Annotated in this window: 21 protein-coding genes; 10 read left to right on the top strand and 11 right to left on the bottom strand. The window is 74.9% G+C overall.

Annotated elements, in window-relative coordinates; genetic code table 11:
- Nucleotides 1-28: 28 nt before the first annotated feature.
- Nucleotides 29-589 carry a hemerythrin domain-containing protein gene (locus ACIQ9P_RS36005; RefSeq protein ID WP_402365816.1) on the bottom strand — a complete coding sequence of 187 codons (561 nt, stop codon included), beginning with the start codon at nucleotides 587-589 and terminating at the stop codon, nucleotides 29-31.
- Nucleotides 590-815: 226 nt separating this feature from the next.
- On the opposite strand from ACIQ9P_RS36005, the gene ACIQ9P_RS36000 reads away from it, so the two are divergent.
- Entirely contained in the window at nucleotides 816-1,616 is an 801-nt protein-coding gene (locus tag ACIQ9P_RS36000; protein ID WP_402365839.1) for a VOC family protein, read from the top strand.
- 116 nt (nucleotides 1,617-1,732) lie between these two features.
- Here ACIQ9P_RS36000 and ACIQ9P_RS35995 read toward each other — a convergent pair whose 3' ends face one another.
- The 3 genes from ACIQ9P_RS35995 to ACIQ9P_RS35985 all read right to left on the bottom strand — a co-directional run bounded on the left by ACIQ9P_RS35995 (nucleotide 1,733) and on the right by ACIQ9P_RS35985 (nucleotide 2,930).
- The gene (locus tag ACIQ9P_RS35995; RefSeq protein WP_402365814.1) at nucleotides 1,733-1,996 is read right to left on the bottom strand and encodes a hypothetical protein; all 264 of its coding nucleotides are present in this window, start codon (nucleotides 1,994-1,996) and stop codon (nucleotides 1,733-1,735) included.
- A 38-nt stretch (nucleotides 1,997-2,034) separates the two neighbouring features.
- Complete coding sequence (locus ACIQ9P_RS35990) at nucleotides 2,035-2,208, bottom strand: CsbD family protein (RefSeq protein WP_266309199.1); 174 nt, start codon at nucleotides 2,206-2,208, stop codon at nucleotides 2,035-2,037.
- Between the two features lie 188 nt (nucleotides 2,209-2,396).
- Nucleotides 2,397-2,930 carry a DUF6328 family protein gene (locus ACIQ9P_RS35985; protein ID WP_402365812.1) on the bottom strand — a complete coding sequence of 178 codons (534 nt, stop codon included), beginning with the start codon at nucleotides 2,928-2,930 and terminating at the stop codon, nucleotides 2,397-2,399.
- Between the two features lie 324 nt (nucleotides 2,931-3,254).
- Between ACIQ9P_RS35985 and ACIQ9P_RS35980 the strand changes: the two genes are divergently transcribed.
- Both ACIQ9P_RS35980 and ACIQ9P_RS35975 read left to right on the top strand, forming a co-directional pair.
- Complete coding sequence (locus ACIQ9P_RS35980) at nucleotides 3,255-3,806, top strand: STAS domain-containing protein (RefSeq protein WP_402365810.1); 552 nt, start codon at nucleotides 3,255-3,257, stop codon at nucleotides 3,804-3,806.
- Nucleotides 3,803-4,273: an ATP-binding protein gene (locus ACIQ9P_RS35975; RefSeq protein WP_402365808.1), complete on the top strand. Its 471-nt coding sequence runs from the start codon at nucleotides 3,803-3,805 to the stop codon at nucleotides 4,271-4,273. Before ACIQ9P_RS35980 ends, ACIQ9P_RS35975 begins: the two co-directional genes overlap by 4 nt.
- Nucleotides 4,274-4,743: 470 nt before the next feature.
- Here ACIQ9P_RS35975 and ACIQ9P_RS35970 read toward each other — a convergent pair whose 3' ends face one another.
- Nucleotides 4,744-5,067 carry a plasmid stabilization protein gene (locus ACIQ9P_RS35970; RefSeq protein ID WP_402365806.1) on the bottom strand — a complete coding sequence of 108 codons (324 nt, stop codon included), beginning with the start codon at nucleotides 5,065-5,067 and terminating at the stop codon, nucleotides 4,744-4,746.
- Nucleotides 5,068-5,293: 226 nt separating this feature from the next.
- Between ACIQ9P_RS35970 and ACIQ9P_RS35965 the strand changes: the two genes are divergently transcribed.
- From ACIQ9P_RS35965 to ACIQ9P_RS35955, 3 genes are all read left to right on the top strand, one after another.
- Nucleotides 5,294-9,268, top strand: a complete 3,975-nt coding sequence (locus ACIQ9P_RS35965) for a HAMP domain-containing protein (RefSeq protein WP_402365804.1) — start codon at nucleotides 5,294-5,296, stop codon at nucleotides 9,266-9,268.
- The gene (locus ACIQ9P_RS35960; protein WP_402365802.1) at nucleotides 9,265-11,733 is read left to right on the top strand and encodes a SpoIIE family protein phosphatase; all 2,469 of its coding nucleotides are present in this window, start codon (nucleotides 9,265-9,267) and stop codon (nucleotides 11,731-11,733) included. The genes ACIQ9P_RS35965 and ACIQ9P_RS35960 overlap by 4 nt, the downstream gene beginning before the upstream one ends.
- A gap of 244 nt (nucleotides 11,734-11,977) precedes the next feature.
- Nucleotides 11,978-12,751, top strand: a complete 774-nt coding sequence (locus ACIQ9P_RS35955) for an SDR family oxidoreductase (RefSeq protein WP_402365800.1) — start codon at nucleotides 11,978-11,980, stop codon at nucleotides 12,749-12,751.
- Between the two features lie 18 nt (nucleotides 12,752-12,769).
- Here the strand turns inward: ACIQ9P_RS35955 and ACIQ9P_RS35950 are convergent, their stop codons facing one another.
- A complete protein-coding gene (locus ACIQ9P_RS35950) occupies nucleotides 12,770-13,168 on the bottom strand; it encodes a winged helix-turn-helix transcriptional regulator (RefSeq protein ID WP_402365798.1) in 399 nt (132 codons plus the stop codon).
- A 68-nt stretch (nucleotides 13,169-13,236) separates the two neighbouring features.
- Between ACIQ9P_RS35950 and ACIQ9P_RS35945 the strand changes: the two genes are divergently transcribed.
- Complete coding sequence (locus tag ACIQ9P_RS35945; protein WP_402365796.1) at nucleotides 13,237-13,929, top strand: nitroreductase family protein; 693 nt, start codon at nucleotides 13,237-13,239, stop codon at nucleotides 13,927-13,929.
- 135 nt (nucleotides 13,930-14,064) lie between these two features.
- On the opposite strand, the gene ACIQ9P_RS35940 is transcribed toward ACIQ9P_RS35945, so the two are convergent.
- Nucleotides 14,065-15,018 (bottom strand): hypothetical protein, encoded by a 954-nt coding sequence (locus ACIQ9P_RS35940; RefSeq protein WP_402365794.1) that lies wholly within the window; start codon nucleotides 15,016-15,018, stop codon nucleotides 14,065-14,067.
- A 408-nt stretch (nucleotides 15,019-15,426) separates the two neighbouring features.
- Here ACIQ9P_RS35940 and ACIQ9P_RS35935 point away from each other — a divergent pair, with 408 nt between their 5' ends.
- Both ACIQ9P_RS35935 and ACIQ9P_RS35930 read left to right on the top strand, forming a co-directional pair.
- The gene (locus ACIQ9P_RS35935) at nucleotides 15,427-15,861 is read left to right on the top strand and encodes a peptidase inhibitor family I36 protein (RefSeq protein WP_402365792.1); all 435 of its coding nucleotides are present in this window, start codon (nucleotides 15,427-15,429) and stop codon (nucleotides 15,859-15,861) included.
- A gap of 236 nt (nucleotides 15,862-16,097) precedes the next feature.
- Nucleotides 16,098-16,760 (top strand): GNAT family N-acetyltransferase, encoded by a 663-nt coding sequence (locus tag ACIQ9P_RS35930; protein WP_402365790.1) that lies wholly within the window; start codon nucleotides 16,098-16,100, stop codon nucleotides 16,758-16,760.
- A gap of 382 nt (nucleotides 16,761-17,142) precedes the next feature.
- On the opposite strand, the gene ACIQ9P_RS35925 is transcribed toward ACIQ9P_RS35930, so the two are convergent.
- From ACIQ9P_RS35925 to ACIQ9P_RS35915, 3 genes are all read right to left on the bottom strand, one after another.
- On the bottom strand, nucleotides 17,143-18,537 hold the full coding sequence (locus ACIQ9P_RS35925) for a carbohydrate-binding protein (protein WP_402365788.1): 1,395 nt from the start codon (nucleotides 18,535-18,537) through the stop codon (nucleotides 17,143-17,145).
- 208 nt (nucleotides 18,538-18,745) lie between these two features.
- Nucleotides 18,746-19,363 carry a hypothetical protein gene (locus ACIQ9P_RS35920; RefSeq protein WP_402365786.1) on the bottom strand — a complete coding sequence of 206 codons (618 nt, stop codon included), beginning with the start codon at nucleotides 19,361-19,363 and terminating at the stop codon, nucleotides 18,746-18,748.
- Between the two features lie 484 nt (nucleotides 19,364-19,847).
- The gene (locus ACIQ9P_RS35915) at nucleotides 19,848-22,799 is read right to left on the bottom strand and encodes an AfsR/SARP family transcriptional regulator (RefSeq protein WP_402365784.1); all 2,952 of its coding nucleotides are present in this window, start codon (nucleotides 22,797-22,799) and stop codon (nucleotides 19,848-19,850) included.
- A 180-nt stretch (nucleotides 22,800-22,979) separates the two neighbouring features.
- Between ACIQ9P_RS35915 and ACIQ9P_RS35910 the strand changes: the two genes are divergently transcribed.
- A complete protein-coding gene (locus tag ACIQ9P_RS35910) occupies nucleotides 22,980-23,525 on the top strand; it encodes a hypothetical protein (RefSeq protein ID WP_402365782.1) in 546 nt (181 codons plus the stop codon).
- 135 nt (nucleotides 23,526-23,660) lie between these two features.
- On the opposite strand, the gene ACIQ9P_RS35905 is transcribed toward ACIQ9P_RS35910, so the two are convergent.
- A complete protein-coding gene (locus ACIQ9P_RS35905; RefSeq protein WP_402365780.1) occupies nucleotides 23,661-24,131 on the bottom strand; it encodes a hypothetical protein in 471 nt (156 codons plus the stop codon).
- Between the last annotated feature and the right edge of the window lie 151 nt (nucleotides 24,132-24,282).

The raw sequence follows: 24,282 nt of genomic DNA, 5'->3' as shown, positions 1-24,282 counted from the left end.
CGATCGGCAGGGCCGCGGTTCGGCAGGGCTACGGGGAGTCCTGCCGCCCCGCGACGCCGTGGCCGGTGAGCCGGTCGCGGACCGCGGCGATCCCGCCGAGGCCGGGCGGCAGGCCCCAGACCGGGGCGGTCGCGCAGGGTGGGCGGGACGCCGCGAGCCGCCCGCCCCGGTGCCGCAGCTCGGCCGCCGGGACGGCCACCCGGACCAGGGGGAAGAGCCGTTCGTCCTCCCCGTTCAGGTGGGTCCGGAGCAGGACCAGCAGTGAGCCGGTGCAGCGGACCCGGTCGTCGGCGGCCAGGCGTTCGTCCATGGCGCGGGACAGGAGCCGCCGGACCGTGGCATGGGTGTGCCGTGCCGCGTCCGCGAGTGCCCGGCCCGCCGGGAGGTGGCGGGCGACCAGGGGATAGAAGTACCTCTCCTCGGCCGTCAGGTGCTCGTCGAGCAGGGCGCTGAGCTCCGCCAGCAGCCGACGGTCCTCGACCACGGCGTGCCCGTTCCGCGCGTGGACGCGGTCCAGCCTGCGCAGCAGGGCCTCCAGCGCGCGGTGTTCGACGCACAGCTCTCCCAGAAGTCCGTCGTGGCCGTTCATGATGCCTCCGTACCGCCGGGGTGTGCGTCGTTCCGTCCGACTCCGGCGTCTGCCCGGATCGCGGCGTTCCAATCGCACCGAGGCAGCGGACGGCCGTACGCGGAGGGGAGAGGGAGGGGGTCCGCACCGATTTCACCCGGGCGGCCCGATTCCGGGGAGGCGGGGCGGGTACGGAACCGGCCGTCCGACCCCGCCGAACGCGCCCCCGGAGGCATCCGTGCCCGATATGAACGGCCCCTACAAGCCCGGCACCCCGTGCTGGATCGACCTGATGGTGCCCGACCAGCAGGCGGCCCTCGACTTCTACGGCGAGGTGTTCGGCTGGCAGGGCGAGGTCGGACCCGCCGAGCAGGGCGGGTACGCGGTCTGCACACTGAAGGGCAAGCCGGTCGCCGGGATCATGAAGGCGATGAACCCGGACGGCAGTGTCCCCGACCCGATGCCGCCGACGGTGTGGACCACGTACCTGTCCACGGACTCGCTCGACGCCGCGCTCAAGACCGTCACCGACGGCGGTGGCTCGGTGATGGCGGGACCGATGGATGTCATGGACCTCGGGCGGATGGCCGTGATCGCGGACCCGACCGGGGCCGTCGTCGGCCTCTGGCAGCCCGGGACCTTCGACGGCGCGGGCATCGTGAACGAGCACGGCGCGCTGATCTGGAACGAACTCGCCACCCGTGACCGCACGGCCGCCGCGGCCTTCTACTCCGCCGTGCTGCCGGTCACCACCGGCCACTCCGAGGCGCCCGGTGCCGAGGCGTACATCGAGTTCAAGGTCGACGGTCGCGCGGTCGGCGGGATGATGGACCTGTCCACCTTCCCGCCGGGGGTTCCCCCGCACTGGCAGCCGTACTTCAACGTGGACGACGTCGACGCGATCCAGGCGGCGGTCGTCCGCGCCGGCGGCACCGTGCTCACCCCGGCCTTCGACATGGGCGGCAACAGGCTGGCCGTGCTCGCCGACCCGCAGGGCGGAGCGTTCTCGGTGATCACCTGGCCGACGCCGGAGGATCCGGCCGGCTGACGGCGGCCGTCAACCGGCCGGGCGCCGGGACGGGCGCACCCGTACGCCGCGGACCGGCGGAAGGTGTGACGATCCGCCGGACGCTGCGGCGTACGGGTGGTCGAGGAGCCGGCGGATCAGTCCGGCGGCTCCTCCGGCTCCGGCGCCCCCGCCGGGGCGCCGGAGCCGTCCGGCCGGTCGGAGCCGGCCGCGGGGGTGGAGCGGTTCGGATCGGTGGAGCGGTTCGGATCGGCGGCGGCGTGCTCCGGTCCCTCCGCCGGGTCCTCGTCCTGATCGCGATCGGGCGGAGGAGCGCCCTCACCGGTCATCCGCGACTCGGGGGTCTCGGTCCGCACGGGCGGGTCGCGGGGTTCGTCCGCCGACCTGTCCGGGGTGGTCATGTCGGTCACCTCCGATCGGGGCCGTCGTCCGCGCGGGGTCAGTCCTTGCCCGCGTCCTTGATCTTCTCGGCCGCCTGCTTCAGGTCGCTCTTCATCTGGGTGCCGCGGCCCTTGGCTTCCATCGTGCGATCGCCGGTCGCCCGTCCGGCGACCTCCTTCGCCTTGCCACGGGCCTTCTCGGCCATGTTGCGCATCTTGTCGTCGGTGGCCATGGGTCCTGCCTCCCTTTCGATGGACGAGCCGGTGCCCGCCCGACCCGCGTCTGCCCCCCTCGGGCCTATCCATGCATCAGCCCGGCGGCGGAACGGTGGCGGTCAGCCGGGCCAGGCCGTCGACCACGTCGGCGGGCCGGTGCCGCAGCGGGTTGTACCGGGGCCGGGCGGCCGACGCCGGGCCCGCCTCAGTCGAGGGGACGGCCGCGGGGCCGGTCATCGTGGTGCCGCCGCAGCTGGAGGACCGGCAGGAGCAGCCAGCAGGCCGCGAACCAGGCCGTCACCGCCCCCGCGATCCAGGCCGCCGCCGCGCTCCCGGTCGCGACCCGCAGCAGCAGGAGCAGCGCGGCGCCGATGGTCAGCGCCAACTGCACCAGGCCGATCACGACCAGCCGGGCCGCGGCGTCCACCAGCTCCGGCTTGAGCCGGTGGCCGGCGAAGAGTCGGTGGTAGGAGACCGGCGCGGTGAGGGCACCGGTGGCGAGCGCGCCGAGGACCACGGTGACCACGTAGAGCCCGCGGTCGAAGTCCCCCAGCTCGGCGAAACGCGGCATGAAGACGACGCTGAGCAGGAAGCCGAACAGGATCTGCGAGCCGGTCTGCGCGACCCGGACCTCCTGGAGCAGGTCGCCCCATCGGCGGTCGGCGCGTTCGTCCGCGGACTCCCGCCGCCCGGTGCGCTCGTGGGCGGGGTCGCCCCGCCCGGTTGTCGCCGGTGGCATCCGGCTCGCCTCCGTCCGTGCCCGGAAATCCCGGGGCGGCCGCCCCGGGGTCCGTCCGTGCCGTGTGCCGGCCGTCCGGTGCCCGGGCGGCCGGCACACCACCGGCGGTGCGTCCCGGTGGTGCGCTCCTCCTGGGTCCACCTCGCGTGTAGCCGCGCCGGGCCCGGGCAAACGCGGGGCATGGACGTGACGACCCGGCCGCCGCCGACGCGGTCCTGCCCGGTGGTCGACCGGACGGTGCCCGCAGTCCGCGCGGTCCGGCCCGGCGCGCGTCATCATGGTCCGGACGGCACGAGGCCGTTCCGACCGGACCGGGAGCAACGCATGCAGCTGTCCGCCGGGGACGCGGGGGACGCGGGGGACGAGGGGGACGAGGGGAGCAGGGGCAAGCCGGAGACGGAGGGGGTCGCCGGTCCCGCCGGCGCGACCGGAAACCGGTCTCCGCGTGCCGACGATCCGGGGGAACTGCGCATCGACGTGCGCCGAACGGGGCCGGTGCGGATCGTGTCGGTCGAGGGAGAACTCGACCGCGACTCGGCGCACGGTCTGCGCACCGCGCTGGCCGGACTGTCCGAGGACGGCGTGACCCGGATCCTCGTCGACCTCACCGGGCTGGGCTTCTGCGACTCGACCGGTCTGAACGTCCTGCTGCGGGCCCGGCAGGACGCCGAGCCGGCCGGTGTCGCGCTGGAGCTCGCCGGGCTCCGTCCCGCCGTGGTCCGGCTCTTCGCGGTCACCGGCGCGGACACCGTCCTGCGGATCCATCCCAGCGTCGCCGCCGCGCTGGCGGCGGACGGCGGCCCGGCGGGTCCGACCGGCCCGACCGGTTCCGGTCGTCCTGACGATCTCGGGCCCGCGGCACGTGAGCAGCCATGACGACCGGCCACGGAACCGCCGCCGCACCGGATCGGGACCAGACCCGGCGGTTGCCGCTGAGCAGCAGCGTGGGCGCCGTGCAGCGGTGCCGGGACTTCAGCCGTCAGGCCCTGCTCGACTGGCACTGGCTGGCCGTCGACGGCGCCGAGTGGCCGGACGAGGAACAGGTGGCCGTCTTCGAGGACGTCCTGCTGATGGTGTCCGAGCTGGTCACCAACGCCTGTCTGCACGCCCCCGGCGGTCCGCGCGAGCTGCGGCTGCGCTGGGACACCGTCCGGCTGCGGGTGGAGGTCAGCGACGCCAGCCCGGTCCCGCCGGAGCTGCGTCCGTTCGCCGATCCGGGACAGCCGGGCGGCCACGGCCTGCGGGTCGTGGACCGGCTCGCGCGGGCCTGGGGTTCGCGGCCCGAGGACGGCGGCAAGTCGGTCTGGCTGGAAGTGTCCTCCCCTCTTGGCCACCCCGTCTGAAGCGGCGGGGAGAACGAGAACGACGGGGAGAACGAGAACGAACGGAAGGGCCCGGACCGCCGCAACGGTCCGGGCCCTTCACGTCGGCTGACGCCGACCCGCTCCGGGGCGGCTCAGCCGCCGAGCGGCCGGGGTTCCGTGGACGGGCCCGGCGCAGGCTGCTCGGGCGGGCCCGGGTCGGGGCCGGGCGGCGGGAAGGGCGGTACGGGCGGCGGTGCCGGGTCCGGCATCGGCCGGGGCGCGGGGTCGGGGTGCGGGAACGGTTCGGTGTCCGGATGGACGGGGGACGGGACGGTCATGGCGGTCGGACCTCTTTCCTGGTGTCGTACGGGTTCTTCCCGGGGGCCTCGGTGTGGGCGGGCGGTCCCGGCCCGTACGCCGGTGCTCACCCGAACGGCTCAGAGAGCGGCAGTGGACCGGCGGCGCGAGCAGACCGGAGCAGAGCGCGGCGGTCCGGAGAGGCCGAGCCGTCAGTGACCGAGCGCCCGGGCCAGCTCGCTCTTGTTCATCTTCGAGCGGCCCTCGATGTTGCGCTGCCTCGCCTCGTTGTACAGCTGGTCGTAGGTGGGCCCGCCGGCGCCCCGGTGCGAGCGCAGGCCGCCCCGGCGGGCGGAGGAGATGTCGTGGGTGGAGCTGCGGCTGGCGGTCCTGGACTCGCCGTGCCGGGCGCGTTCCTTGTTGACCGTCCGGGCGGCGATCTCCTCGGCGCGGTCCTCGCTCTCCCCGCGTTCCAGGGCGCTGTCCTTGATGTGCTCGTACTGACGTTCCCGCTTGGGGCTCGATCCTCGGGGCATGACCGCACTCCTTTCCGCTGGCCGCGTCCTTGCCCGGGTGCGCCTACCCGGCGACCCGGAGGCAAAACGGGGCCGCCGGTCCCCCCGCCCCGGCCGCCCTTCCCGCCCCGCCTGTCACCGGCGGCGGGACGGTGGCACAGTGGGAGGCGGGGCGGCGCCGCCGCTCCCACCGGCCGGGGCCGCCGTGGAGCGGTCCGGCCGTGCGGTCGATCCGGGCGGTGGACGGATGGACGAGCGCCGAGCGCCGGATTCCGCAGCGGGCCCTACAGCCCGTACGGGCGGCGGGGACCCGGGGCACGACCCGGGACCGAGCCGGCCCGAGCAGCCGGAGCAGGTCCTGCGGCAGCTCCTGGCCGGGCTGACGGCCGTCCGGGACGGTGACTTCCGCACCCGGCTGGGGCCCGACCTGCCCGGCGTGCCGGGGGAGATCGCCACCGTGTTCAACGGCATGGTCGAGCAGCTCGCCCGGGTGACCTCGGAGGTGACCCGGGTGGCGCGGGAGGTCGGTTCGGAGGGTCGCCTCGGCGGCCAGGCACACGTCCCCGGCGCGGCCGGGACATGGCTCGACCTCATCGGCGCGGTCAACGCGATGGCCGGCGACCTGACCCGGCAGCTGCGCAACATCGCCCAGGTGACCACGGCGGTGGCCCGGGGCGACCTCACCCAGAAGATCGAGGTCGACGCGCGCGGCGAACTCCTCGAACTCAAGAACACCGTCAACACGATGGTGGACCAGCTGTCGGCGTTCGCGGACGAGGTGACGCGGGTGGCGCGGGAGGTCGGTTCCGAGGGGCGGCTCGGCGGCCAGGCCGACGTCCGGGACGTCTCCGGCACCTGGCGCGACCTCACCGAGTCCGTCAACGTGATGGCCGACAACCTCACCGCGCAGGTTCGGTCCATCGCCGAGGTGATGACCGCCGTCGCGGAGGGCGACCTCACCCAGAAGATCCGGGTGGACGCCCGCGGCGAGATCCTTCTGCTCAAGGAGACCATCAACACGATGGTCGACCAGCTCTCGGCGTTCGCCGACGAGGTCACCCGGGTGGCGCGGGAGGTCGGCACCGAGGGCGACCTCGGCGGCCAGGCCACCGTCCGGGGCGTCTCCGGAACCTGGAAGGGCCTCACCGACAACGTCAACGTGATGGCCTCCAACCTGACCGGCCAGGTCCGCTCGATGTCCGAGGTGGCCACCGCCGTCGCCCGGGGCGACCTGTCCCGGAAGATCACCGTCGAGGCCAAGGGCGAGACGGCCGCGCTCGCCGACGCGATCAACACCATGGTGGACACCCTGTCCGTGTTCGCCGACGAGGTGACCCGGGTGGCGCGCGAGGTCGGCACCGAGGGCACCCTCGGCGGACAGGCCCGCGTCCCCAACGTGGCCGGTACCTGGAAGGACCTCACCGACAACGTCAACTTCATGGCCCACAACCTCACCAGCCAGGTCCGCAACATCGCCCAGGTGACCACGGCCGTCGCCGAGGGCGACCTCACCCGCAAGATCGACGTCGACGCCCGCGGCGAGATCCTGGAGCTCAAGAACACCGTCAACACGATGGTCGACCAACTCGGTTCCTTCGCCGCCGAAGTGACGCGAGTGGCCCGCGAGGTCGGCACCGAGGGCCGGCTCGGCGGCCAGGCCGAGGTCGAGGGTGTTTCCGGCACCTGGAAGCGCCTCACCGAGAACGTCAACGAACTCGCCGGCAACCTCACCCGCCAGGTGCGCGCCATCGCCGAGGTCACCGGAGCCGTCGCCGCCGGCGACCTCACCCGCTCCATCAGCGTCGACGCCTCCGGCGAGGTCGCCGACCTCAAGGACAACGTCAACTTCATGGTCGAGTCGCTGCGCGAGACCACCCGCGCCAACGAGGAGCAGGACTGGCTCAAGACCAACCTCGCCCGCTTCACCGGCACCATGCAGGGGCAGCGTGACATCCGGTCCGTCGCCGAGCTGATCACCGACGGGCTGACGCCGCTGGTCGGGGCCCAGTTCGGGGCGTTCTACCTGGCCGAGGAGGGGCTGGAGGGCATGGTCCTGGCCCGGATCAGCGCCTACGGCCGCGCGGCCGACCCCTCGGCCGGCACCGCGTCGGCCGACTCCGCACCAGTGGACGCCGCGCCGGCCGACGGCGCCGCCGGTCCACCCGCGCGGGTCCGGCTCGGCGAGTCGCTGGTCGGCCAGGCCGCCCGCTCCCGGCGCACCGTCGCCGTCGACGACCTGCCGCCGGACTACGCGACCATCGGCTCCGCCGCCGGCACCACCCACGCCCGGTCCGTGCTGATCCTGCCGATCGCCCTGGAGGAATGGCTGCTCGGCGTCATGGAGTTCGCTTCCGTCCACCCGTTCAGCGCCGTCCACCGCGACTTCCTGGAGCAGTTCGCCGAAGTCTGCGGCGTCAACCTCGGCACCTTGCTGGCCAACGCCCGCACCGACGAACTGCTCGGCGAGTCCCAGCGGCTCACCACCGAACTCCAGGCCCGCTCGGAGGAGTTGCAGGAGGGGCAGGAGGAGCTGCGCCGCTCCAACGCCGAACTCGCGGAGAAGGCCGCGTTGCTGGCCGAACGCAACCACGACATCGAGGCCAAGAACCTGGAGATCGAGCAGGCCAGACAGGAACTGGAGGAGCGAGCGCGGCAGTTGAGCCTCACCTCGATGTACAAGTCCGAGTTTCTGGCCAATATGAGCCACGAACTGCGCACCCCGCTCAACAGTCTGCTCATCCTGGCCCAGCTGCTCGCCCGGAACGCCACCGGCAACCTCACGCCCAAGCAGGTCGAGTACGCCGGTGTCATCCACTCGGCCGGCTCCGACCTGCTCCAGCTCATCAACGACATCCTCGACCTCTCCAAGGTCGAGGCCGGGAAGATGGAGTTCAGCCCCGAGCCCTTCCCCGTGCAGGAGCTGTTGACGTACGTGGAGTCCGCGTTCAAGCCCCTGGCCGACCAACGGGACCTCGCCTTCCGGATCCGCGTCGGTGACGGCGTCCCCGGTGAACTCGTGACCGACCAGGCCCGGTTGCGGCAGATCCTGCGCAACCTGCTGTCCAACGCGATCAAGTTCACCGACAAGGGCACGGTCGAGCTGCGAATCGAACACGTGGCGGCCGACGAGCTGCCGGGCGAACTCGGCCAGGCCGAGGCCGCGGTGGCCTTCCACGTCGAGGACACCGGGATCGGCATCGACCCCGCCCACCTCGACAGCATCTTCGGTGCCTTCCAGCAGGCCGACGGCACCACCGCCCGCCGCTTCGGCGGCACCGGGCTCGGCCTCTCCATCAGCCGCGAACTCGCCCGACTGCTCGGCGGCGCCCTCACCGTCAGCTCCGCCGCGGGCCGGGGCAGCCGCTTCACCTTCTTCCTTCCGCTCGCCCACCGGGACCGGGCGGGCACCGGTCCGGAGGCCGTGGCCCGGGTCCTGGTGGTCGAGGCCGAGCCGCCCGGCCTGCTCACCCTGCTCGCCCGGACCGCCGCCGAGGCGCACGGGGACGACCCGCGGGTGGAGGTCATCGGCGCCGGCACCGAGGCGGACCTGCGCGCCGCCCTCGCCGAGGGTCCGTACCGGTGCGCGGTGCTCGACCTCGCGCACGCCGCCGAACTCGCGCCGCTGCTGCTCACGGCGCTCCCGGAGGGCACGCCCGTGCTCGGCCGCCAGGGCGGGGGCGATCCCGCCGGAGGCGACCCGGTCGGGGTCACCACGGCGGCGATCGCCGGCCTGGAACTCCCCTCGGGACTGGACGGGTTGCGCGAGCGTCTGATCACGCTGATCGGTGGACGACCCCCCACCGGGGCCGAACCCGGCGAACACGCCGGCCCCGCCGACGAACCGCTCGCCGGACGCACCGCGCTGATCGTCGACGACGACGTCCGCAATGTCTTCGCCCTCGCCGCCGCCCTCGAACAGCACGGCCTGACCGTCCTGCACGCCGCCGACGGCCGCGCCGGGCTCGACCTGCTGCGCGCCCACCCGGAGACGGACCTGGTGCTGATGGACGTGATGATGCCGGGCCTCGACGGCTACGCCACCATCGCCGCCATCCGCGCCGACGAGCGGTTCGCCCGGATCCCGATCGTCGCCGTCACCGCCAAGGCGATGGCGGGCGACCGGGCCAAGAGCCTCGCCGCGGGCGCCGACGACCACGTCAGCAAGCCGGTCGACACCGCGCTGCTGCTGGAGCGGATGCGGCACTGGCTGGACGTGTCATGACCGACGGCCCCCGGTACGGCGGCCGGTCGGGTGCGCCGGGCGAGCCGCGCGCACCCGGTGCGGAGGGCCCGCCGGCCGGGCCGGCCCCCGCCGCGGGCGAGCCGCAGGGCGCTGTCGCGCGGCAGCTCGCCGGGGCCGTCCGGCGGCTCCAGCACGCCGTGGAGCGGATGCGCGCCGAGGAGGGCGCCCGCGCGCTGGTCGACCTCGCCACCGGCATGCTCGCCGAGCGGCTGGCCGTGTCGCCCGCCGAGGCCGCCGCCCGGCTGGCCGTGCTCGCCCGGGAGGCGGGGGTACCGGTCGCGACCCTGGCCGCCGACCTGGTCGGCCGTACGCCCGGGGCGCCCGCCCGGGACGACCGGCCCGCACGCTCCGCCCACCGCGGCGGGCCCCGACCCGCCGGACCTACCGGGCCTGGGGGACTCACCGGACCCGCCGATCCCGCCGATCCCGCCGGAGCCGCTGACCCGCCGCCCCCGGCCCGCGCGCTCGCCGCCGTCCCCGACCTCGCGGACGCCGTCGACGCCGTCCTCCGACAGGGCGCCGCCCCCCTCGGCGCCCACGCCGTCCTGGTCTGGCAACGGCTGCCCGGCGGCAGCCTCGCCCTCGCCGCCCAGGCCGGCCTGCCCCTGGACGAGGCCACGGCCTGGACCAGGGTGCCCCCCGGCGTCGACACCCCCGCCCGCCAGGCCGTCGGCGACGGCGAGGACCGCTGGCCCGACCGGCCGCCGCCCTCCGGCCCCGTCGCCGGCCCCCTCGCCGGCGGCGCCACCGCCGCCAGGGCCGTCCTGCCCCTGCTCGCCGACGGCCGCCGCCTCGGCGCCCTCGAAGTGCTCTGGCCCGGGGCCGAGCCCACCCTCGGCCCGCCGCAGCGCCGCCGGCTCCGCGCCCTCGCCGACCTCTGCGCCACCCTCCTCGGCCACCCGGAGCCCCCCGTGCCGGCCGAACGGGAGGCGGACCTTCTCGACGGCCTGCTCGACCCGGCCCTGCTGCTCGAACCCGTGCTGCGGGACGGCCGGGTGGTCGACTTCACCGTCCTGCGCACCAACCGGCTGTTCCAGGACCCGCTCGGCCGCCCCCGCAGCGGCCTGGACGGCACCTCCCTCCTGGAGACCTACCCGATGGCCTGCGCCACCGGCCTGCTGGAACCGCTGCTGCGGGCCCACGAGACCGGCGAACCCCGGACCGACGACCGCCTGCGCCTGGTCTTCCAGAGCGGAGGGATCGCCGTGCCCGCCGCTCTGCGGATCGCCGTCGCCCCGCTCGGCCCGCGCCTCCTGCTCAGCTGGCAGCGCGACACCGACCGGTCCGGCGAGTCCGAGCGGGCCGACCTCCTGCGCCAGGCCCAACGCCTGGCCCGGGTGGCCGGGTTCGAGGAACAGCCCGGCAGCGGCCGGATCCTCTGGAGCGAGGGCCTGAGCGAGCTGTTCGGCCTGCCGCCGGAGGCCGCGGTGCCCTTCGCCCGGCTCGCCCGGCACGTCCACCCGGACGACGGGCCCGCCGTCCGCCGTTTGGTGGACACCGTCCAGCACCGGCTGCGCACCGCCTCCGCCGTGTTCCGGCTGATCCGCCCGGACGGCTCCCAGCGCTACACCCGGGTGGTCGCCGAACCGGTCCTGGACGAGGACGGACGTCTGGACGCGATCCGCGGCGCCTACCACGACGTGTCCGCCCAGCACTGGACCGAGGTCGCCCTCGGCGCCACCCGGGCCAGACTGGCCGACAGCGAGCAGGAGACGGCCGAGCGCGAGCAGTTGGCGCTCCGGCTGCAGCGGGCGATCCTGCCCGCGGCACCTCCGCCGCTCGGCGCCCCCGGACTGCGCGCGGCCGTCCGCTACCGGCCGGCCGCCAAACGCGAACGGGTCGGCGGCGACTGGTACGACGTCCTGGTGCTGCCGGACCGCCAGGTGCTGCTGGCCGTCGGCGACGTGGCCGGGCACGGGGTCGGCGCGGCCACCGGCATGGTCGCGCTCCGGCACGCGCTGCGCGGACTGGCCGTCACCGGCGCCGGTCCGGGCCGGCTGCTGGAGTGGGCCAACACGGTCGCCCTGCGCGAACCGGACCAGGTGACCGCCACCGCCGTCTGCGTGCTGGTCGGGCCCGAGGACGGCTCGTTGCGCTGGGCCAGGGCCGGCCACCTGCCGCCGATCAGGTTGGCCGCCGGCGGCGCCGAGGTGCTGCCGCTGCCGCACGGGGTGCTGCTCGGGGCGATGGCGGACGCCCGGTACGAGGAGTACACGGCCCGGCTCGCCCCGGGGGACGTGCTGCTGCTCTACACCGACGGCCTGGTCGAGCGCCGGGACCGCCCGGTCGAGGAGTCCGTGGACCAGTTGATCCGCGCGGCGGGCCCGCCCGGTCCGGATCTGGAGCGCTACCTGGACCTGCTGCTGGAGCTGAGCCCGGCCGACACCGACGACGACACCTGCCTGGTCGCCGTGCGCATCGAGCCGTCGGAGGCTGCCGGGTGAGGCGATCCGACGTCCGGGGGCCGGCCCGGCCGTGGACCCGCCCGGTCGCGGACCCGCCCGGTCGCGGACCCGCCCACCGGTCTTGCACGGATTGTCGAGAAATCCTGCGCGCTCCGCACACCTCCGGGACGCCGCGCGGTCCTAGGGTCGATGGCCGGAGGTCGTCGGGGCGGCCGCGCGCACGGGGGTTGCGCGGACCCGGCGGTGTCCCACGACGACACACGCACCACGAAGGAGAACAACCATGTCGAACCGCAGGACCGTCGCGGTGGTCGGCGCGACCGGCCGTCTGGGCGAGCACGTCGTCCGTGTGCTGGCGGAACGCGGTCACGAGGTCGTGGCGATCTCGCGCTCGGCAGGCGTCGACATCGTCACGGGCGAGGGGCTCGACCAGGCGCTGACCGGGGTCGATGTCGTCATCGACACCTCCGGCACCCCCTCCGCCGACGAGGCGGTGGCGACGGCGTTCTTCACCGCCGCCGCCGCCAACCTGCACGCCGCGGGCTCCCGGGCCGGGGTGGAGCGGCTCGTGTCCGTGTCCATCATCGGTATCGACGCGTCGACCGGTGGCTACTACCGCGCCAAGGTCGCCCACGAGCGGGCCCTGGTCGCCGGTCCGCTGCCGGTGCAGATCCTGCGCGCCGCGCAGTTCCACGAGTTCGTCGAGCCGCTGGTCAGCTGGGGCCGGAAGGGCGACACGGTGTACGTCCCGCTGATGCGCACCCAGCTGGTCGCGGGCGCGGCGGTGGCGGAGGCGCTGGTCGACCTCGCGGAGGGGCCCGTGCCCGAGCCGGGGACCACGGCGGCGCCGTTCCCGGAGATCGCCGGCCCGCGCGAGGAGAAGCTGGCCAGGGCCGCCGAGCTCGTCTACGCCGCCCGCGGCGAGCAGGTCACGGTTGTCGAGGTGAGCGAGGAGGGGACCCCGGACCGCGAACTCCTGGAGGAGGGCGCGTTCGTCGCCGGTCCCGCCACCACGCTGGCCGGTCCCACCCTGGAGGAGTGGCTGGCGCGGGCCTGACCGCCGTCAGCCCCTCCGTCAGGTCGCCGTCCCCCGGTCCGTAGGGAGGGCGGCGGCCCTGGCCCGCTCGATGTCGTTGATGTGGGACTCCGTCCACTCGCGGAGGGCGCTGATCGGTCCGGCGAGGCTCTGTCCGAGTCCGGTCAGCGTGTACTCGACGCGGGGCGGGACGGTCGGGTGCACGGTGCGGGTGACGAACCCGTCGGCCTCCAGTTCCCGCAGGGTCTGGGTGAGCATCTTCTGCGACACCCCCTCGATCCGCCGGAACAGCTCGGTGTAGCGCAGCGTGCCGTCGAGCAGGCTGTCCACGACCAGGACCGTCCACTTGCCGGCGATGCGGTCGAGGACCTGACGCGTCGGGCACTTCGCGGAGTAGACGTCGGCCGGGAGGCCGGAGGATTCCACGGTGGTCTTCACCCGGAGAGAGTAACGCACTTTCAAGTGCCTTCTTTCGAAAAGAGAGTGACTCTCCGAGAGTGGTTCGCATGACGAAGCACACGATGTCCGTCGCCGAAGCGATCCGCACCCGCCGCACCGTCCGCCACTACCGTCCCGAGCCGGTCCCCCCGCAGCTGCTCGACGCCCTGCTCGACCTGGCGGTGGAGGCCCCCAGCAGCTGGAACCTCCAGGACCGCTCGATCGTGGTGGTGTCCGACGAGGAGGGCCGGGCCGGTCTGGCCTGGGCCACGGGGGGCCAGCCCCAGCCGAGCGAGGCTCCGGTGGTGCTGGTCTTCGTCGCCGAGCCGCAGGCGTGGCGCGAGGACCGCAGCGACATCCACCACGAGGCCCGGCAGAACGGCGCGTGGAGCGAGGAGTTCGTCGAGATGTTCTCCGCCGCCTCGCAGGAGTTCCAGGAGGGCCTCGAACAGCGCGGCCTGCTCCGCGAGTACGCCGTCAAGGACGCGGTCATCGCCGCCTCCTTCGTGATGCTCGCGGCCACCGAGATGGGCCTGGCGACCTCGCCGATGAACGGCTGGGACGAGGAGAAGGTCAAGAAGGTGATCGGGATCGAGGGCCGCGAGGACCTCGCCATCGCCCTGCTGGTCTCGGTCGGGCACCCGGTCGGCACCCGTCTCCACCCGGGCCGCCGCCCTCGTCGGCGCGTCGTCTTCGACGGGACCTACGGCGCCGACGAACCGTCCGGGCCGTCGCTGTCCTCCGAAGCCGGCCGCCGTTAGGACCGGCGGCCGGACCGCCGGTCGAAGGCGGCGGAACCGTGGTCCGCCCGGCCGGCCAGATGCGCCCGGTCGGACGGGCGGACGAGCGGACGGTCCCAGGCACGACCGGTCTCCCCGCCCGGCCGCCGGGTCCGCTCATTTCCGCAGTGCCGCCGCCGCGTTCCCGAGCGCGATGTCGATCGATTCCCGCACCCGGGTGAGTTCGCGCAGCTTCGCCGCGATGTCCTGTTCCTCGTAGGAGGACTCGACGGAGAACCAGACTCCGACGACGTTGTGCTCCCGCTTGCAGCGGACGTCGGCGGCGGCCGTCGCCCTCTCGGTCGCCGAGGGGGTGGGGGAGCTCCACGCGGGGTCGTTCGCGGCGGCCGTCGGCGTCTCGTAGTCGAAGCCGCTCGCCTTCATGCACGAGGACCACTTCCCGAACACCTCCCGCACCCTCCCGTCGGCCATCGACCGCTGGTAGTCGCCGAAATTGACGTCGATGGCCACTTGGGCGTCCTGGTAGGTCCCACCGCCCGCCCGGATCGCCTCCTGGGCCTCGCCCGCGCATCCGCCGGGGGGAATCGGAATCCCCCGGAACCGTGACTCCCGGGATCCCCCGGGGGCTTCGGGCGACCCGCTGCCCGAGCCGAGGACGAGGCGAACGTCCGGGGAGACCGATTCGGCGGGGGGTGTCGGGGTCCCGCCCGCCGAATCGTCGCCGTGGTAGCCGCGGGCGGCGGCGACGGCCGGGTCGGTGGGGTCGTACCGGTGCGCGGTCTGGCCGGTCCGCTCGTGGGACTCGCGGACCGCCGGTTCGTAGTCCAGCCCGAACCGCTTCATGCAGGTCGAGACGAGGTGGGCCCAGCCGCGGTCCATCCGCGCGTTCTCCTCGGGGGTGATCAGGTACTTCTCGACGGGAAGTTCGAGGTCGAGCGTGCTCGCGAGGGTGGGGGTGGCGGAAACGGTGGGAGCGGCGACGGCCGGTACCGGGGATTCCGGGACCCGGGTGGATTCGGTTCCGTTCGGGTTCGTACAGGCCACTGGCAGCGTCGCGACGATTCCCGCCAGAAGGAGTTTCGCTCGAATTCTCGGCTTTCCGTTCGGCACGACAATCGGTCCCTTCGGGGATGTTTCCGGGTTTGTTTGATGTGCGTGCATTCCGGTGGATTGGTCGGCTATCCGCTCCATTGGTCCCCGATGTCCACTGCGGGCCCGGAACGGCCCGTTGTGGACGCCGGGTCGGGAAGGGGTCGCGCTGTCGTGCGTCGCGGAGAATGCGATGGTCATGCACGGTCGTTGTGGTACGACCGGGGTGAGGGGATGTCAGGAGTATTGACCGGGGTGGAGCGCCGTCCGATGATACTCGGAGCCCGGGGGGGACGGGCATGCTCCGGCCCCTTGGGCGTCAGCTGATTCGGAGCCGAAGGGAATCATGGCCCGGGCGTCGACCGACCGCCCCGGGCGATGGTTTCCGATTCGGCCCGACGCGCCGATTCGAGTGATCGAAGGGTGTTCATGAAGCTCACGGGGAAAATCAGGATCGGAGCCGCGGCGCTGCTCGCCGCCGGCAGTTTCGCGCTCTGTGTGCCGGCCGCTTCCGCGGCCCCGAATCCGGGCACGTGCAGCGGGACCAACTTCTGCCTCTACTTCAACTCCAACTACCAGGGCGCCACGTTCGAGGACGGCGCGGGCAACTCGCAGACCCCCGAGAACTACGGAGCTCCGAACTGGTACACGTTCTCGGGCGGCAACGGCGCCGGGAACTACGTGAAGAACCACGCCGCGTCGGGGTGGAACTTCAACATCAACTACAGCGTGACGGTGTACTACAACTCGAACAACACCGGCCCGAGCCAGTACATCAAGCGCATGACCGGCGCCAACCTCAACGACCAGTTGAAGAACAACAACGCGTCGCAGTGCTTCGACTTCTTCCAGCACTGCCCCTGAGAATTCCGCACGGCCGGGTGCCGGTGACGGACGGCCCGTCCGTCACCGGCACCCGGCTCGCGCGATCGGGAGCCGGACGAGTTTGCCCGGTCGGCGGCCGTGCGTCGGAGGGGGCCCGGGTGCGGAGCCTCCCGCGCCACCTGCTGTACTGAGCGCTCCTCAGGAGCGGGGGTTGGCAGGTCGGCGACTTCCGGTAAGCTCTGATCTCCATTAATGACTATTACAGGGAGTCGGGGATGGGCGAGTCCGTCGTCAGCGGGCTGGTGCGGAGCTGGATCGCGGGCTGGGTGGTCTCACGGGGGGCGGCCGACCCGGTGGACGAGCCCTGGGGCTGGACGATCGACGTCGGCCAGTCGGCCCAGGTGGCCCGGCACGTCCTGCCCGAGCCGGCCGAGCCCGACGTCCGCAAGCTGGTGGCGGCCACCACCGCTCCCGGCACCTGGCTGAAGGTGTTCGCCGACGAGGACACCGTCCGTCCCTGGATCGCCCCGGGCTGGCGGTTCGACGTCCCCGGTTATCTGATGACCGTGCCGCTCGCCGCCGGACGTCCGGTCGTACCGGCCGGGTACACCCTCACCAGCTGGCAGCGCGGCGGCGTGGTCCGGGTCCTGGTCCGCACCGAGGACGGCCACTTCGCCGCGCGCGGCCAGCTCGGGCTCGCCGGGACCGCCGCCGTGGCCGACCAGATCGAGACCGCGCCCGCGCACCGGCGCCGGGGTCTCGGCTCCGTGGTGATGCGGGCCCTGGAGGACGCCGGGCACCGCAACGGCGCCGGGACCGGGCTCCTGGTCGGCACCCCCGACGGGAAGGCGCTCTACAGCACCCTCGGCTGGACGCTCCGTGCCCCGATGGCGAGCCTCTACTACGCCCCGGAGCCGGCGGAGTCCGCCGGCGCCTGACCACCGGCCCGCGGGTGTGATCGCCGCCCCTGGCCCGGCCCCCGCCCCCGCCCGTGGGCCCGGCTCCGGGAGCTGAGCCCGGCTCCCGCCCCGCGCGTGACCGCCGCCCGGCCCCGGACGGGTGTCCGGGGCCGGGCAGCGGTTGGGTGTCGGCCGGGCGCCGGCCTCAGTACCGGTTCAGCACTGCGGCCGCTTGCCGTGGTTCGCGCCCTTGCGGCGGGCCTTCTTCTTCCGGCGACGCTTCGAGGACATCGGGCCTCCTTGGTGGGTTGACCCCCTGTCCAAGGTCTCACAGGGAGGGCCCCCCACGGCAGCGCCGGTTGCTCCGATCGAGGGCGCGGCGGGCCTGGCGGCCCGGGTCGTACAACGGACGGTCAACGGCTCAGACCGCCTGCCAGAGCGCCGGGGTGTTCGGCGGCTCCCACCCGGCCTGCGCCTGGTGACCCTGGAGGCAGCGGAACGAGGCGCTGCCGTAGGTGACCGTGTCGCCCGCCTGGTAGACGGTGCCGGCGGCCCAGGTGCCGCCCGGGTTGCCGGGACCGGGGCCGGGACCCGGGCCGGGGCCCTGGCCGTCGGTCTTCAGTGTCAGGCCGTAGTTCTGCAGGATCGGGTTGACCGGCTGGAAGTACGTGGTGCCGCCCTGGGAACAGTTCCCGGTGCCGCCCGAGGTCACGCCCTGTGCCTGGGTGCCCGAGATGAAGGAGCCGCCGGAGTCGCCCGGCTCCGCGCACACGTTGGTCCGGGTGACGCCCGAGACGGTGCCCTCGGCGTAGGTGACGCTGGTGTTGTGCTGCTGGATCGTGCCGCAGTGCCAGCCGGTGGTGGAACCGGACCGGCAGACCGAGGCCCCGACCTGCTGGAGCACCGAGCCGGTCACCGCTCCGGACGCGCTGTTCACGTACGGGGTCGCGGTCCAGCTGCTGTTGGTGGCGACCCAGGACATGTCGTTGCCCGGGAAGACCGAAGCCTGGAAGCTGCCCTGGGCGGCCCGGTTGGCGCCGGTCGTGCTGGACCCCGCCCGGCCGCAGTGGCCCGCGCTGACGAAGCCCTGGGTGGTCCCCCGGGTGATCGGGAAGCCGATCGAGCAGCGGCTGCTGTTGTCGATGTAGTAGGCGTCACCGCCGCGGAGGTCGTAGAGCGGACGCGGGGCCTCGGCCACCGTCTCCACCCGCACCGCCGCCCGCTCCACCCCGGCGGCGGCGACCAGGCGCTCGGCGGCCGCCCGGTCGGTGGCCTGCACGACGACGGTGTTCGCGGTCACGTCGACGTAGCGCACCGGCGCGGCCAGCGCGGCGGCCCGGCCGGTGGCGCCGCGTCCGGCCGCCCGGTCCAGCGCGGCCAGCGTGGCGTCCAGGGCGGCGAGCGGCCGGCCCACCAGCACCGGCCGGGCGCCCGCCGCGCGGATCGCGGCGAGGTCGGCGGAACGGGTCGTGGCGACGGCCAGACCGGCCTCCGGGCCCTCCAGCCAGGAGCCGGCCCAGCCGCCGCCGAGCGCCCGGGCGAGTACGGCGGCCCGGGCACCGGCACCGGCCTCGGCGGCGATCCGGGAACGGGCCTGAGCGTCCGTCAGGCCGAGGTCGCGCCGCAGCGCCTCGATCACCTCGGGCGCGGCGGCGGCCACACCGAGGGTGTCCGGCGCGGCTGCCGCCGCGGTTCGGGCGGCCGCGGCGGGACCGAGAGCGGGGGCGGCGGCGCCGGCGGTGCCCTGGAGGGCGGTCAGGCCCAGGGCGGCGGTGGCCAGGACGGCGCACACGGCCCTGATGGGTCGTCGGAGCATGGGTGGTCTCCTGCGGTCGCGGTGTGGGGGTCGCCGGAAACCGTAGGAGCCGCGTCCGCCGCCGGGGGAGATGTCACCCGGAGGTACCGCCCGGTGCTATCGCCGGGGTCGGCGGACGTTCGGTGGGCGTTCGGTGGGAGTTCGGCCGCGTGGTACAGAAGACCGTTCCGTTGACCATTCCGTCAAGGGCGCCCCGTCCCCACGCCGTTCAACGCCGCTCGACGAGCCCCAGCAGCCAGAAGTTGGCGTACCGCCCGGCCGCCGTGGCCGTCGGGTCGGCGGGCCGCCCGTTCCGGCCCAGCCGGACCCGGATCTCGTCCAGCGACACCGAGGCGCCGCAGGAGTAGCCGAGGGGCGCATAGGTCTCGTCCGGTCCGCAGAGCACCGACACCACCCGTCGCGCGGCGGGGAACCGCAGCACGATCTGCTGGTGGTCGGCGTACGCGACCTCCAGGTCGAGCACCAGGTGCGCCCCGCCGACCAGGTACCAGCCGCTGCCGGGCCGATCCTGCCGCAGGACCCCGGCCAGCGTCCGCAGCCGACCCGGACCGAGCCCGCCGGGCCGGGGGAGTCCGCCGGGACCGCCCTGGTCGGCGGTCGACCCGCCGACGGCCCCGAAGTCGTCGAAGCCGCCGAAGCCGCCGAAGTCACCGAACGGGCCGGAGCCGCCGCGCTCCTCCGGCGACCGCTCCGCTCCCGGGCCGTCCCCCACCACCGTCCGCCCGGCCGCCGTCCCACCCGGAGGCGGCGGCGCCCCGGGCCCGACCGCCGCCGTCGCGAGCACCGCGACGGCCGCCACCGCCGCCGCCACCCTCAGTCGCCGCACCGCCCCGCCTCCCCGCCCAGCCGACGCCCGCCCGCACCACCGACGGACCATCCGACCACGCACCACCCCCCGCCCGGCCACCCGCCGTGCCGCCCGACGGCCACGACCACCCGCCCGGGCGACACCCGCCACCGGCACTCCCGCGAGGCCCGGCGGCGTGCTACGGCGGACGCCGTCGCGAGGGCGCGGCCATCGCGCCGGAGCCGCAGGTCCGGCCCGTCGGAGGCGGGGCGCGCAGGGGCGGACGCTGTCACGGGTCGAGGTCGGTGGTGGCCGGTCGAGGGAGATCGCGTGTTCTGTGCCGTCGGGGCGGGGGCGGGGGTCCGGCTTGCGGGGGCGAGCGCGGGTGCGGCCGGGTGGCCTGGGTGCTGCCGGGCGGAGTGTCCGGCGCGGCGGGGTCGCCGGCGCTCGTGGGGTGGCCGGGCGATCGGACGGCCGTTCGCGTCGTCGTCGGCGCGGGGCGCGGCGCACCTGGTACGGCCTGCTACCCGCCGGGTGCGGACACTGGCCCCGGTGGGCCGGCCCGCTCGCCGAGTCGGGCCAGGGCGGCCAGTACGTCGGCGCGCAGCCGAGGGTTGCGGGTCGTGCCGTCGAGTACCGCCAGGGCCTGCCGGAGGCGCTCCACCGCCTCCTCCGGGCGGTCCTGCCGCCGGTGATGGTCGCCCAGGTGGTAGAGGGTGATGCTCTCCAGGACCGGATCGCCGGTGGACCGGTGCCGGTCGAGGGCCCGGTGCAGGTACTCGCCCGCCTCCCGGGAGCGGCCCGCCAGCATCGCCGTCACCCCGATGTTGGTCTCGCAGACCCGGATCGCCCAATCGTCCCGGCGCTCCTCCGGCTGCGCCCGGAACAGCGTCAGCGCCCCCTGGAAGTGCAGCCGCGCCTGCCCGTAGGCACCCGTGCCGAGGCAGTGGTCGCCGAGGTTGCCGATCGCGTGGGCCTCCCCGACGCGGTCGCCGATCGAGGCGAACAGCGGCCGGGCGAGCCGGAGTTCGGCCAGCATCTCGTCATGGCGGCCGAGCGCGCCCAGCGCCGTCGCCAGGTCGTTGCGGGCATGACCCTCGCCGTACCGGTCGCCGGCCCGGACGGCCGCCGCCACCGCGAGCCGGGCCGCCTCCTCCCGGTCGTCCAGGTGCGGGCTGGTGAACCAGTAGCTCCACAGGGCGACCGGCAGTCGCCAGGCCAGCGCGTCAGGACCGTGCTCGGCCGCCGCCCGCACCATGCCCAGCAGCCGGGGGTGTTCGCTCTCGCACCACCGCTGCGCCGCGGCGGCGGTGGTGAAGGCCGGCGGTTCGTACCAGGGGCCCGGGTCGCCGAGCGGGATCCGCCGGCGGTGGGGGGTGAGCAGCCGGGCGGCGGCGTCGGCGTGGTGCAGGTACCAGGTGCCGAGCCGTTCGCGGGCGGCGCCGCTCAGGGCCCGCCCGGTCTCGGCGGCCGCGCGTTCGGCGGCGTACAGGCGCAGCAGGTCGTGCAGCCGGTACCGGTCGCCGCCCTCGTGGGCGAGCAGGTGGGCGGTGGCCAGTTGGTCCAGCACGGGCCGCACGACGGCGACGCGCTCGCCGCAGAGCGCGGCGGCGGCCGCGGCCGTCAGACCGGAGCCGGGGGCGAGGGCCAGCAGGCCGAACAGGGTGCGGGCGGCGGTGGGCAGGGCGCGGTAGGAGAGGTCGAGCGTCGCACGGACGGCCGAGCCCGCGTCGTCGTCGATCGCCAGCGCGGTGAGCCGGTTCCCGGTGTCCCGCAGTTCGGCGACGTGGTCGGCGACGGTCCGGCCGGGGCGTTCGGCGAGCCGGCTGGCGGCGATCGCCAGCGCGAGCGGCAACCGGCCGCACACGGAGGCGAGTTCGGCGACGGCGGCGGGCTCGGACCGGGCCCGCCGGGCGCCGATGACGCGGTCCAGCAGTGCGACGGCGTCGGGGGCCGGCATCAGGTCCAGGGCCAGCGGGCGGGCGCCCTCCCGGGCGGTGAGCCCGGCCAGGCCGGCCCGGCTGGTCACCACGGTCAGGCACTCCGGGGCGCCGGGCAGCAGCGGGCGGACCTGTTCGGCGCTCCGCGCGTTGTCCAGGACGACCAGGACCCGCTGGTCCGCGAGCATCGACCGGTACAGTGCGGCGGCCTCCTCGGGGACGCTCGGCACCTGCTCGCCGGGCACTCCGAGCGCGCGCAGGAACCGGGCCAGGACGGCGTGCGGTGTCAGTGTCGGCTCGGCGGAGAAGCCGTGCAGGTCGGCGAAGAGCTGGCCGCCGGGGAAGCGGCCGCGGACCCGGTGCGCCCACTGGACCACGAGGGTGCTCTTGCCGATCCCGGCGCTGCCGGAGACGGCGCAGATCCGGGCGGTGGAAGCGGTGCCCGGGCCGGAGCGCCGGTCACCGACCGCGGCCGCCGCCTCGGCGAAGGCGTCGAGGGCGGCGAGTTCGGCCTTGCGTCCGGTGAAGGTGGCCAGTGCGGGCGGCAGTTGGGCGGGCACGGGCACGGCGGGGGCGGCCTCCGGGGCGGGATCCGTTCGGGCGGCCCGGGGCCGTTCGGTGTCGGGCCGTTCCGCACCGGGCCCGGCCGGGCGTCCGGCGCCGCGGGGCACGGCGGTACCGGTGACGGCGGCACGGGTGACGGTGGTGCGGACGGCGGTGGTGCGGACGGCGGTGGTGCGGGTCGCGGCGGCCCGGGGGCCGGGGTCGGGCGGGCCCAGGTCCGGATCCGTGTCGGCGGTGAGCAACGACAGGTGCAGCCGCCGCAGTTCGGGGCTGGGGTCGAGCCCCAGCTCCTCGGCGAGCCGGCCGGTGAACCGCCGGTGCACGATCAGCGCGTCGGCCGTGCGGCCCGAGGCGTGCAGCGCCCGCATCAACTGCCCGACGAACCGCTCCCGCAACGGATGGCCGGCGACCAGGCCGGTCAGCTCGGGGATGCTCGCGCGGTGCCGCCCGAGGGCCGCGTCCAGATCGAGGCAGTCCTCCCAGGCGGTGAGCCGGAGCTCGTCCAGCGCGACGGCGCCCGCGTCGAGCAACTGTCCGTCCAGGCCGTCGAGTACGGGGCCGCGCCAGAGCGAGAGGGCCTGCCGCAGGCCCGCCGCGGCGGCCGATTGCTGCCCGGCGGCGGCCGTCCGGCGGGACCGGGTCACGGTGTCGGCGAAGACCCGGGAGTCCAGTCGGTGGTCGTCGAGCGGGATGCGGTAGCCGCGCCCGTCGGTGAGCAGGACGGGCGGCCCGGTCGGGTCCGCCTTGCGGAAGGCCCGGCGCAGCAGCCCGGCCAGGTTGCGGACCTGTCGGTCGGCGGTGGCCGGTGGCCGCTCCTCCCAGACGGCGTCCACCAGCCGGGACACCGGTACCGCGCCGCCCGGGTTGAGCAGCAGTGCGGCCAGCAGTCGTTCCTGTCGGGCGCCGCCCAGCCGGATCCGGGTCCCCGTGCGGGTCCGGACCTCCAGCGGTCCCAGAATCGCGAACTCCATGCGCTCCCCCTCCCCAGGGTTCTTGCGCGCTGCTGTCGGGCCGTCGCGTTTGGTGACGAACCGATGACCAGATCATGCCAGAATCGTGCGCGTGGTTGAGAGGGTCGGTGACGTGCCGGTCCGGAGGCCGGCCGGCGCCATGATCGCTCTTTCCCCGGAGTTCCCTGGAGGAACAGGACCATGACCCGCATCAAGCGTCTCGCCGCCGTCGCGACCGCCGCCGCCGTGGCGGCCCTCGTCCCGCTGGCCGTCGCCCCCGCCGCCCAGGCCCGCACCTCGGACGCCACCCACTACGGCATGACCTGGGAGGTCCTCAACTACGGTCCGGGCGGCACTGTACAGGTCGGCGGCCCCGGTGGCACCGCGAGCGACGCCTACCAGGGCGACACCGCTCCCTGGGCCTCGCTGTCGGTGCTCTGCCTCAACCAGGACGGCCGGCCCGCGCCGGCCGGGCTCGGCCTCGGCTTCTACAACGGCTGGGCCCTGGGCAGCGTGGCCCTGAGCCGCCCGGTCAAGGGATCGGAACTGACCAGCGCCGCGGCCGCCAACGAGGTCTGCCGCTCGACCTTCGGGCGCACCTGGCGGCAGGCCGAGTTCCACGACGGCCACTACGGCCCGAACTACTCCTCGACCGGCGGCTGGACCTTCTGGGCCTCCGGCAGCCTGCCCCAGGGCGTGCGCTTCTGGACATACATCAACGACCAGAACGCCAACCCCTGGAACTGACCCGCACCGTCGCCCGCCGCTCGGGACCGGCCCCCTGCCCACCCGGGCGGGGGGCCGGCCGGGCGCGGCCGGTCACCGGGACTCCCCGGCCACCGGCCCGCGCCGCTCAGCCGGGCGTCCGGACCGGGGCGCCCCTCACCAGGTGTACCCGGCCTCCGACCAGCGGTCCCGAGCCTCGTGCTCCGCGTCCAGGTGGCCGTCCAGTCGCCAGCGCGCCACGTCGTAGTCGGGCAGGTGGCTCCATGCCTCGGCGGCGGTCAGCAGATACCGCCAGAGGCGGCTGAGCCGGGCCATCAGCTCCTCGAACTCCTCGTCGAAGGCCGTGAGGTCCCGCTTCTCACCGCTCGCCCCGGCGGGCCCGGGGTCGCCGCCGGACGCCTCCGCCGCGTGCCCGGCGAGCGTGCCGAGCACCTCCCGCGCGCTCCCCGTCAGGGCCGTGACCGTGTGGGTCAGGGCCGCCCCGACCAGCTCCTCCTCGCCCCCGGGTCCCGGGGCCGCGTCCCGGAGCAGCACGACCCGCCGCTCGATGAACCCGGCCAGCCCGTCGATGTCCTCCACGGTGATGTCCGCGGTGTACCGCAGTGCCGGTCGCCGAATGTCCGTCATCCCGTCGTCCCCTCCGTCGACTTCCTCGAAATCCCTTCGACGGGTCGGACCGGCACCCCGCCACCGCGTCCGGCCCGCACCCCCGAATCTCGGATATGGCACCGGCACCGGGGGCGGCAAACCCGGCGCACGGGAGCACGCCGGTCGCGCG

It is taken from the genome of Kitasatospora sp. NPDC094019 (assembly GCF_044764505.1).
In the GTDB taxonomy this organism is placed as follows: domain Bacteria; phylum Actinomycetota; class Actinomycetes; order Streptomycetales; family Streptomycetaceae; genus Kitasatospora.
This window is presented reverse-complemented; position numbering and strand designations above follow the sequence as displayed.

Coding starts and splice junctions, on each gene's coding strand:
- ACIQ9P_RS36000 (WP_402365839.1), top strand. CDS start 816: ATGAACGGCCCCTACAAGCCCGGCACCCCGTGCTGGATCGACCTGATG.
- ACIQ9P_RS35980 (WP_402365810.1), top strand. CDS start 3,255: ATGCAGCTGTCCGCCGGGGACGCGGGGGACGCGGGGGACGAGGGGGAC.
- ACIQ9P_RS35935 (WP_402365792.1), top strand. CDS start 15,427: ATGAAGCTCACGGGGAAAATCAGGATCGGAGCCGCGGCGCTGCTCGCC.
- ACIQ9P_RS35910 (WP_402365782.1), top strand. CDS start 22,980: ATGACCCGCATCAAGCGTCTCGCCGCCGTCGCGACCGCCGCCGCCGTG.
- ACIQ9P_RS35945 (WP_402365796.1), top strand. CDS start 13,237: ATGACGAAGCACACGATGTCCGTCGCCGAAGCGATCCGCACCCGCCGC.
- ACIQ9P_RS35955 (WP_402365800.1), top strand. CDS start 11,978: ATGTCGAACCGCAGGACCGTCGCGGTGGTCGGCGCGACCGGCCGTCTG.
- ACIQ9P_RS35985 (WP_402365812.1), bottom strand. CDS start 2,930: ATGCCACCGGCGACAACCGGGCGGGGCGACCCCGCCCACGAGCGCACC.
- ACIQ9P_RS36005 (WP_402365816.1), bottom strand. CDS start 589: ATGAACGGCCACGACGGACTTCTGGGAGAGCTGTGCGTCGAACACCGC.
- ACIQ9P_RS35915 (WP_402365784.1), bottom strand. CDS start 22,799: ATGGAGTTCGCGATTCTGGGACCGCTGGAGGTCCGGACCCGCACGGGG.
- ACIQ9P_RS35925 (WP_402365788.1), bottom strand. CDS start 18,537: ATGCTCCGACGACCCATCAGGGCCGTGTGCGCCGTCCTGGCCACCGCC.
- ACIQ9P_RS35975 (WP_402365808.1), top strand. CDS start 3,803: ATGACGACCGGCCACGGAACCGCCGCCGCACCGGATCGGGACCAGACC.
- ACIQ9P_RS35995 (WP_402365814.1), bottom strand. CDS start 1,996: ATGACCACCCCGGACAGGTCGGCGGACGAACCCCGCGACCCGCCCGTG.
- ACIQ9P_RS35930 (WP_402365790.1), top strand. CDS start 16,098: ATGGGCGAGTCCGTCGTCAGCGGGCTGGTGCGGAGCTGGATCGCGGGC.
- ACIQ9P_RS35960 (WP_402365802.1), top strand. CDS start 9,265: ATGACCGACGGCCCCCGGTACGGCGGCCGGTCGGGTGCGCCGGGCGAG.
- ACIQ9P_RS35970 (WP_402365806.1), bottom strand. CDS start 5,067: ATGCCCCGAGGATCGAGCCCCAAGCGGGAACGTCAGTACGAGCACATC.
- ACIQ9P_RS35905 (WP_402365780.1), bottom strand. CDS start 24,131: ATGACGGACATTCGGCGACCGGCACTGCGGTACACCGCGGACATCACC.
- ACIQ9P_RS35990 (WP_266309199.1), bottom strand. CDS start 2,208: ATGGCCACCGACGACAAGATGCGCAACATGGCCGAGAAGGCCCGTGGC.
- ACIQ9P_RS35965 (WP_402365804.1), top strand. CDS start 5,294: ATGGACGAGCGCCGAGCGCCGGATTCCGCAGCGGGCCCTACAGCCCGT.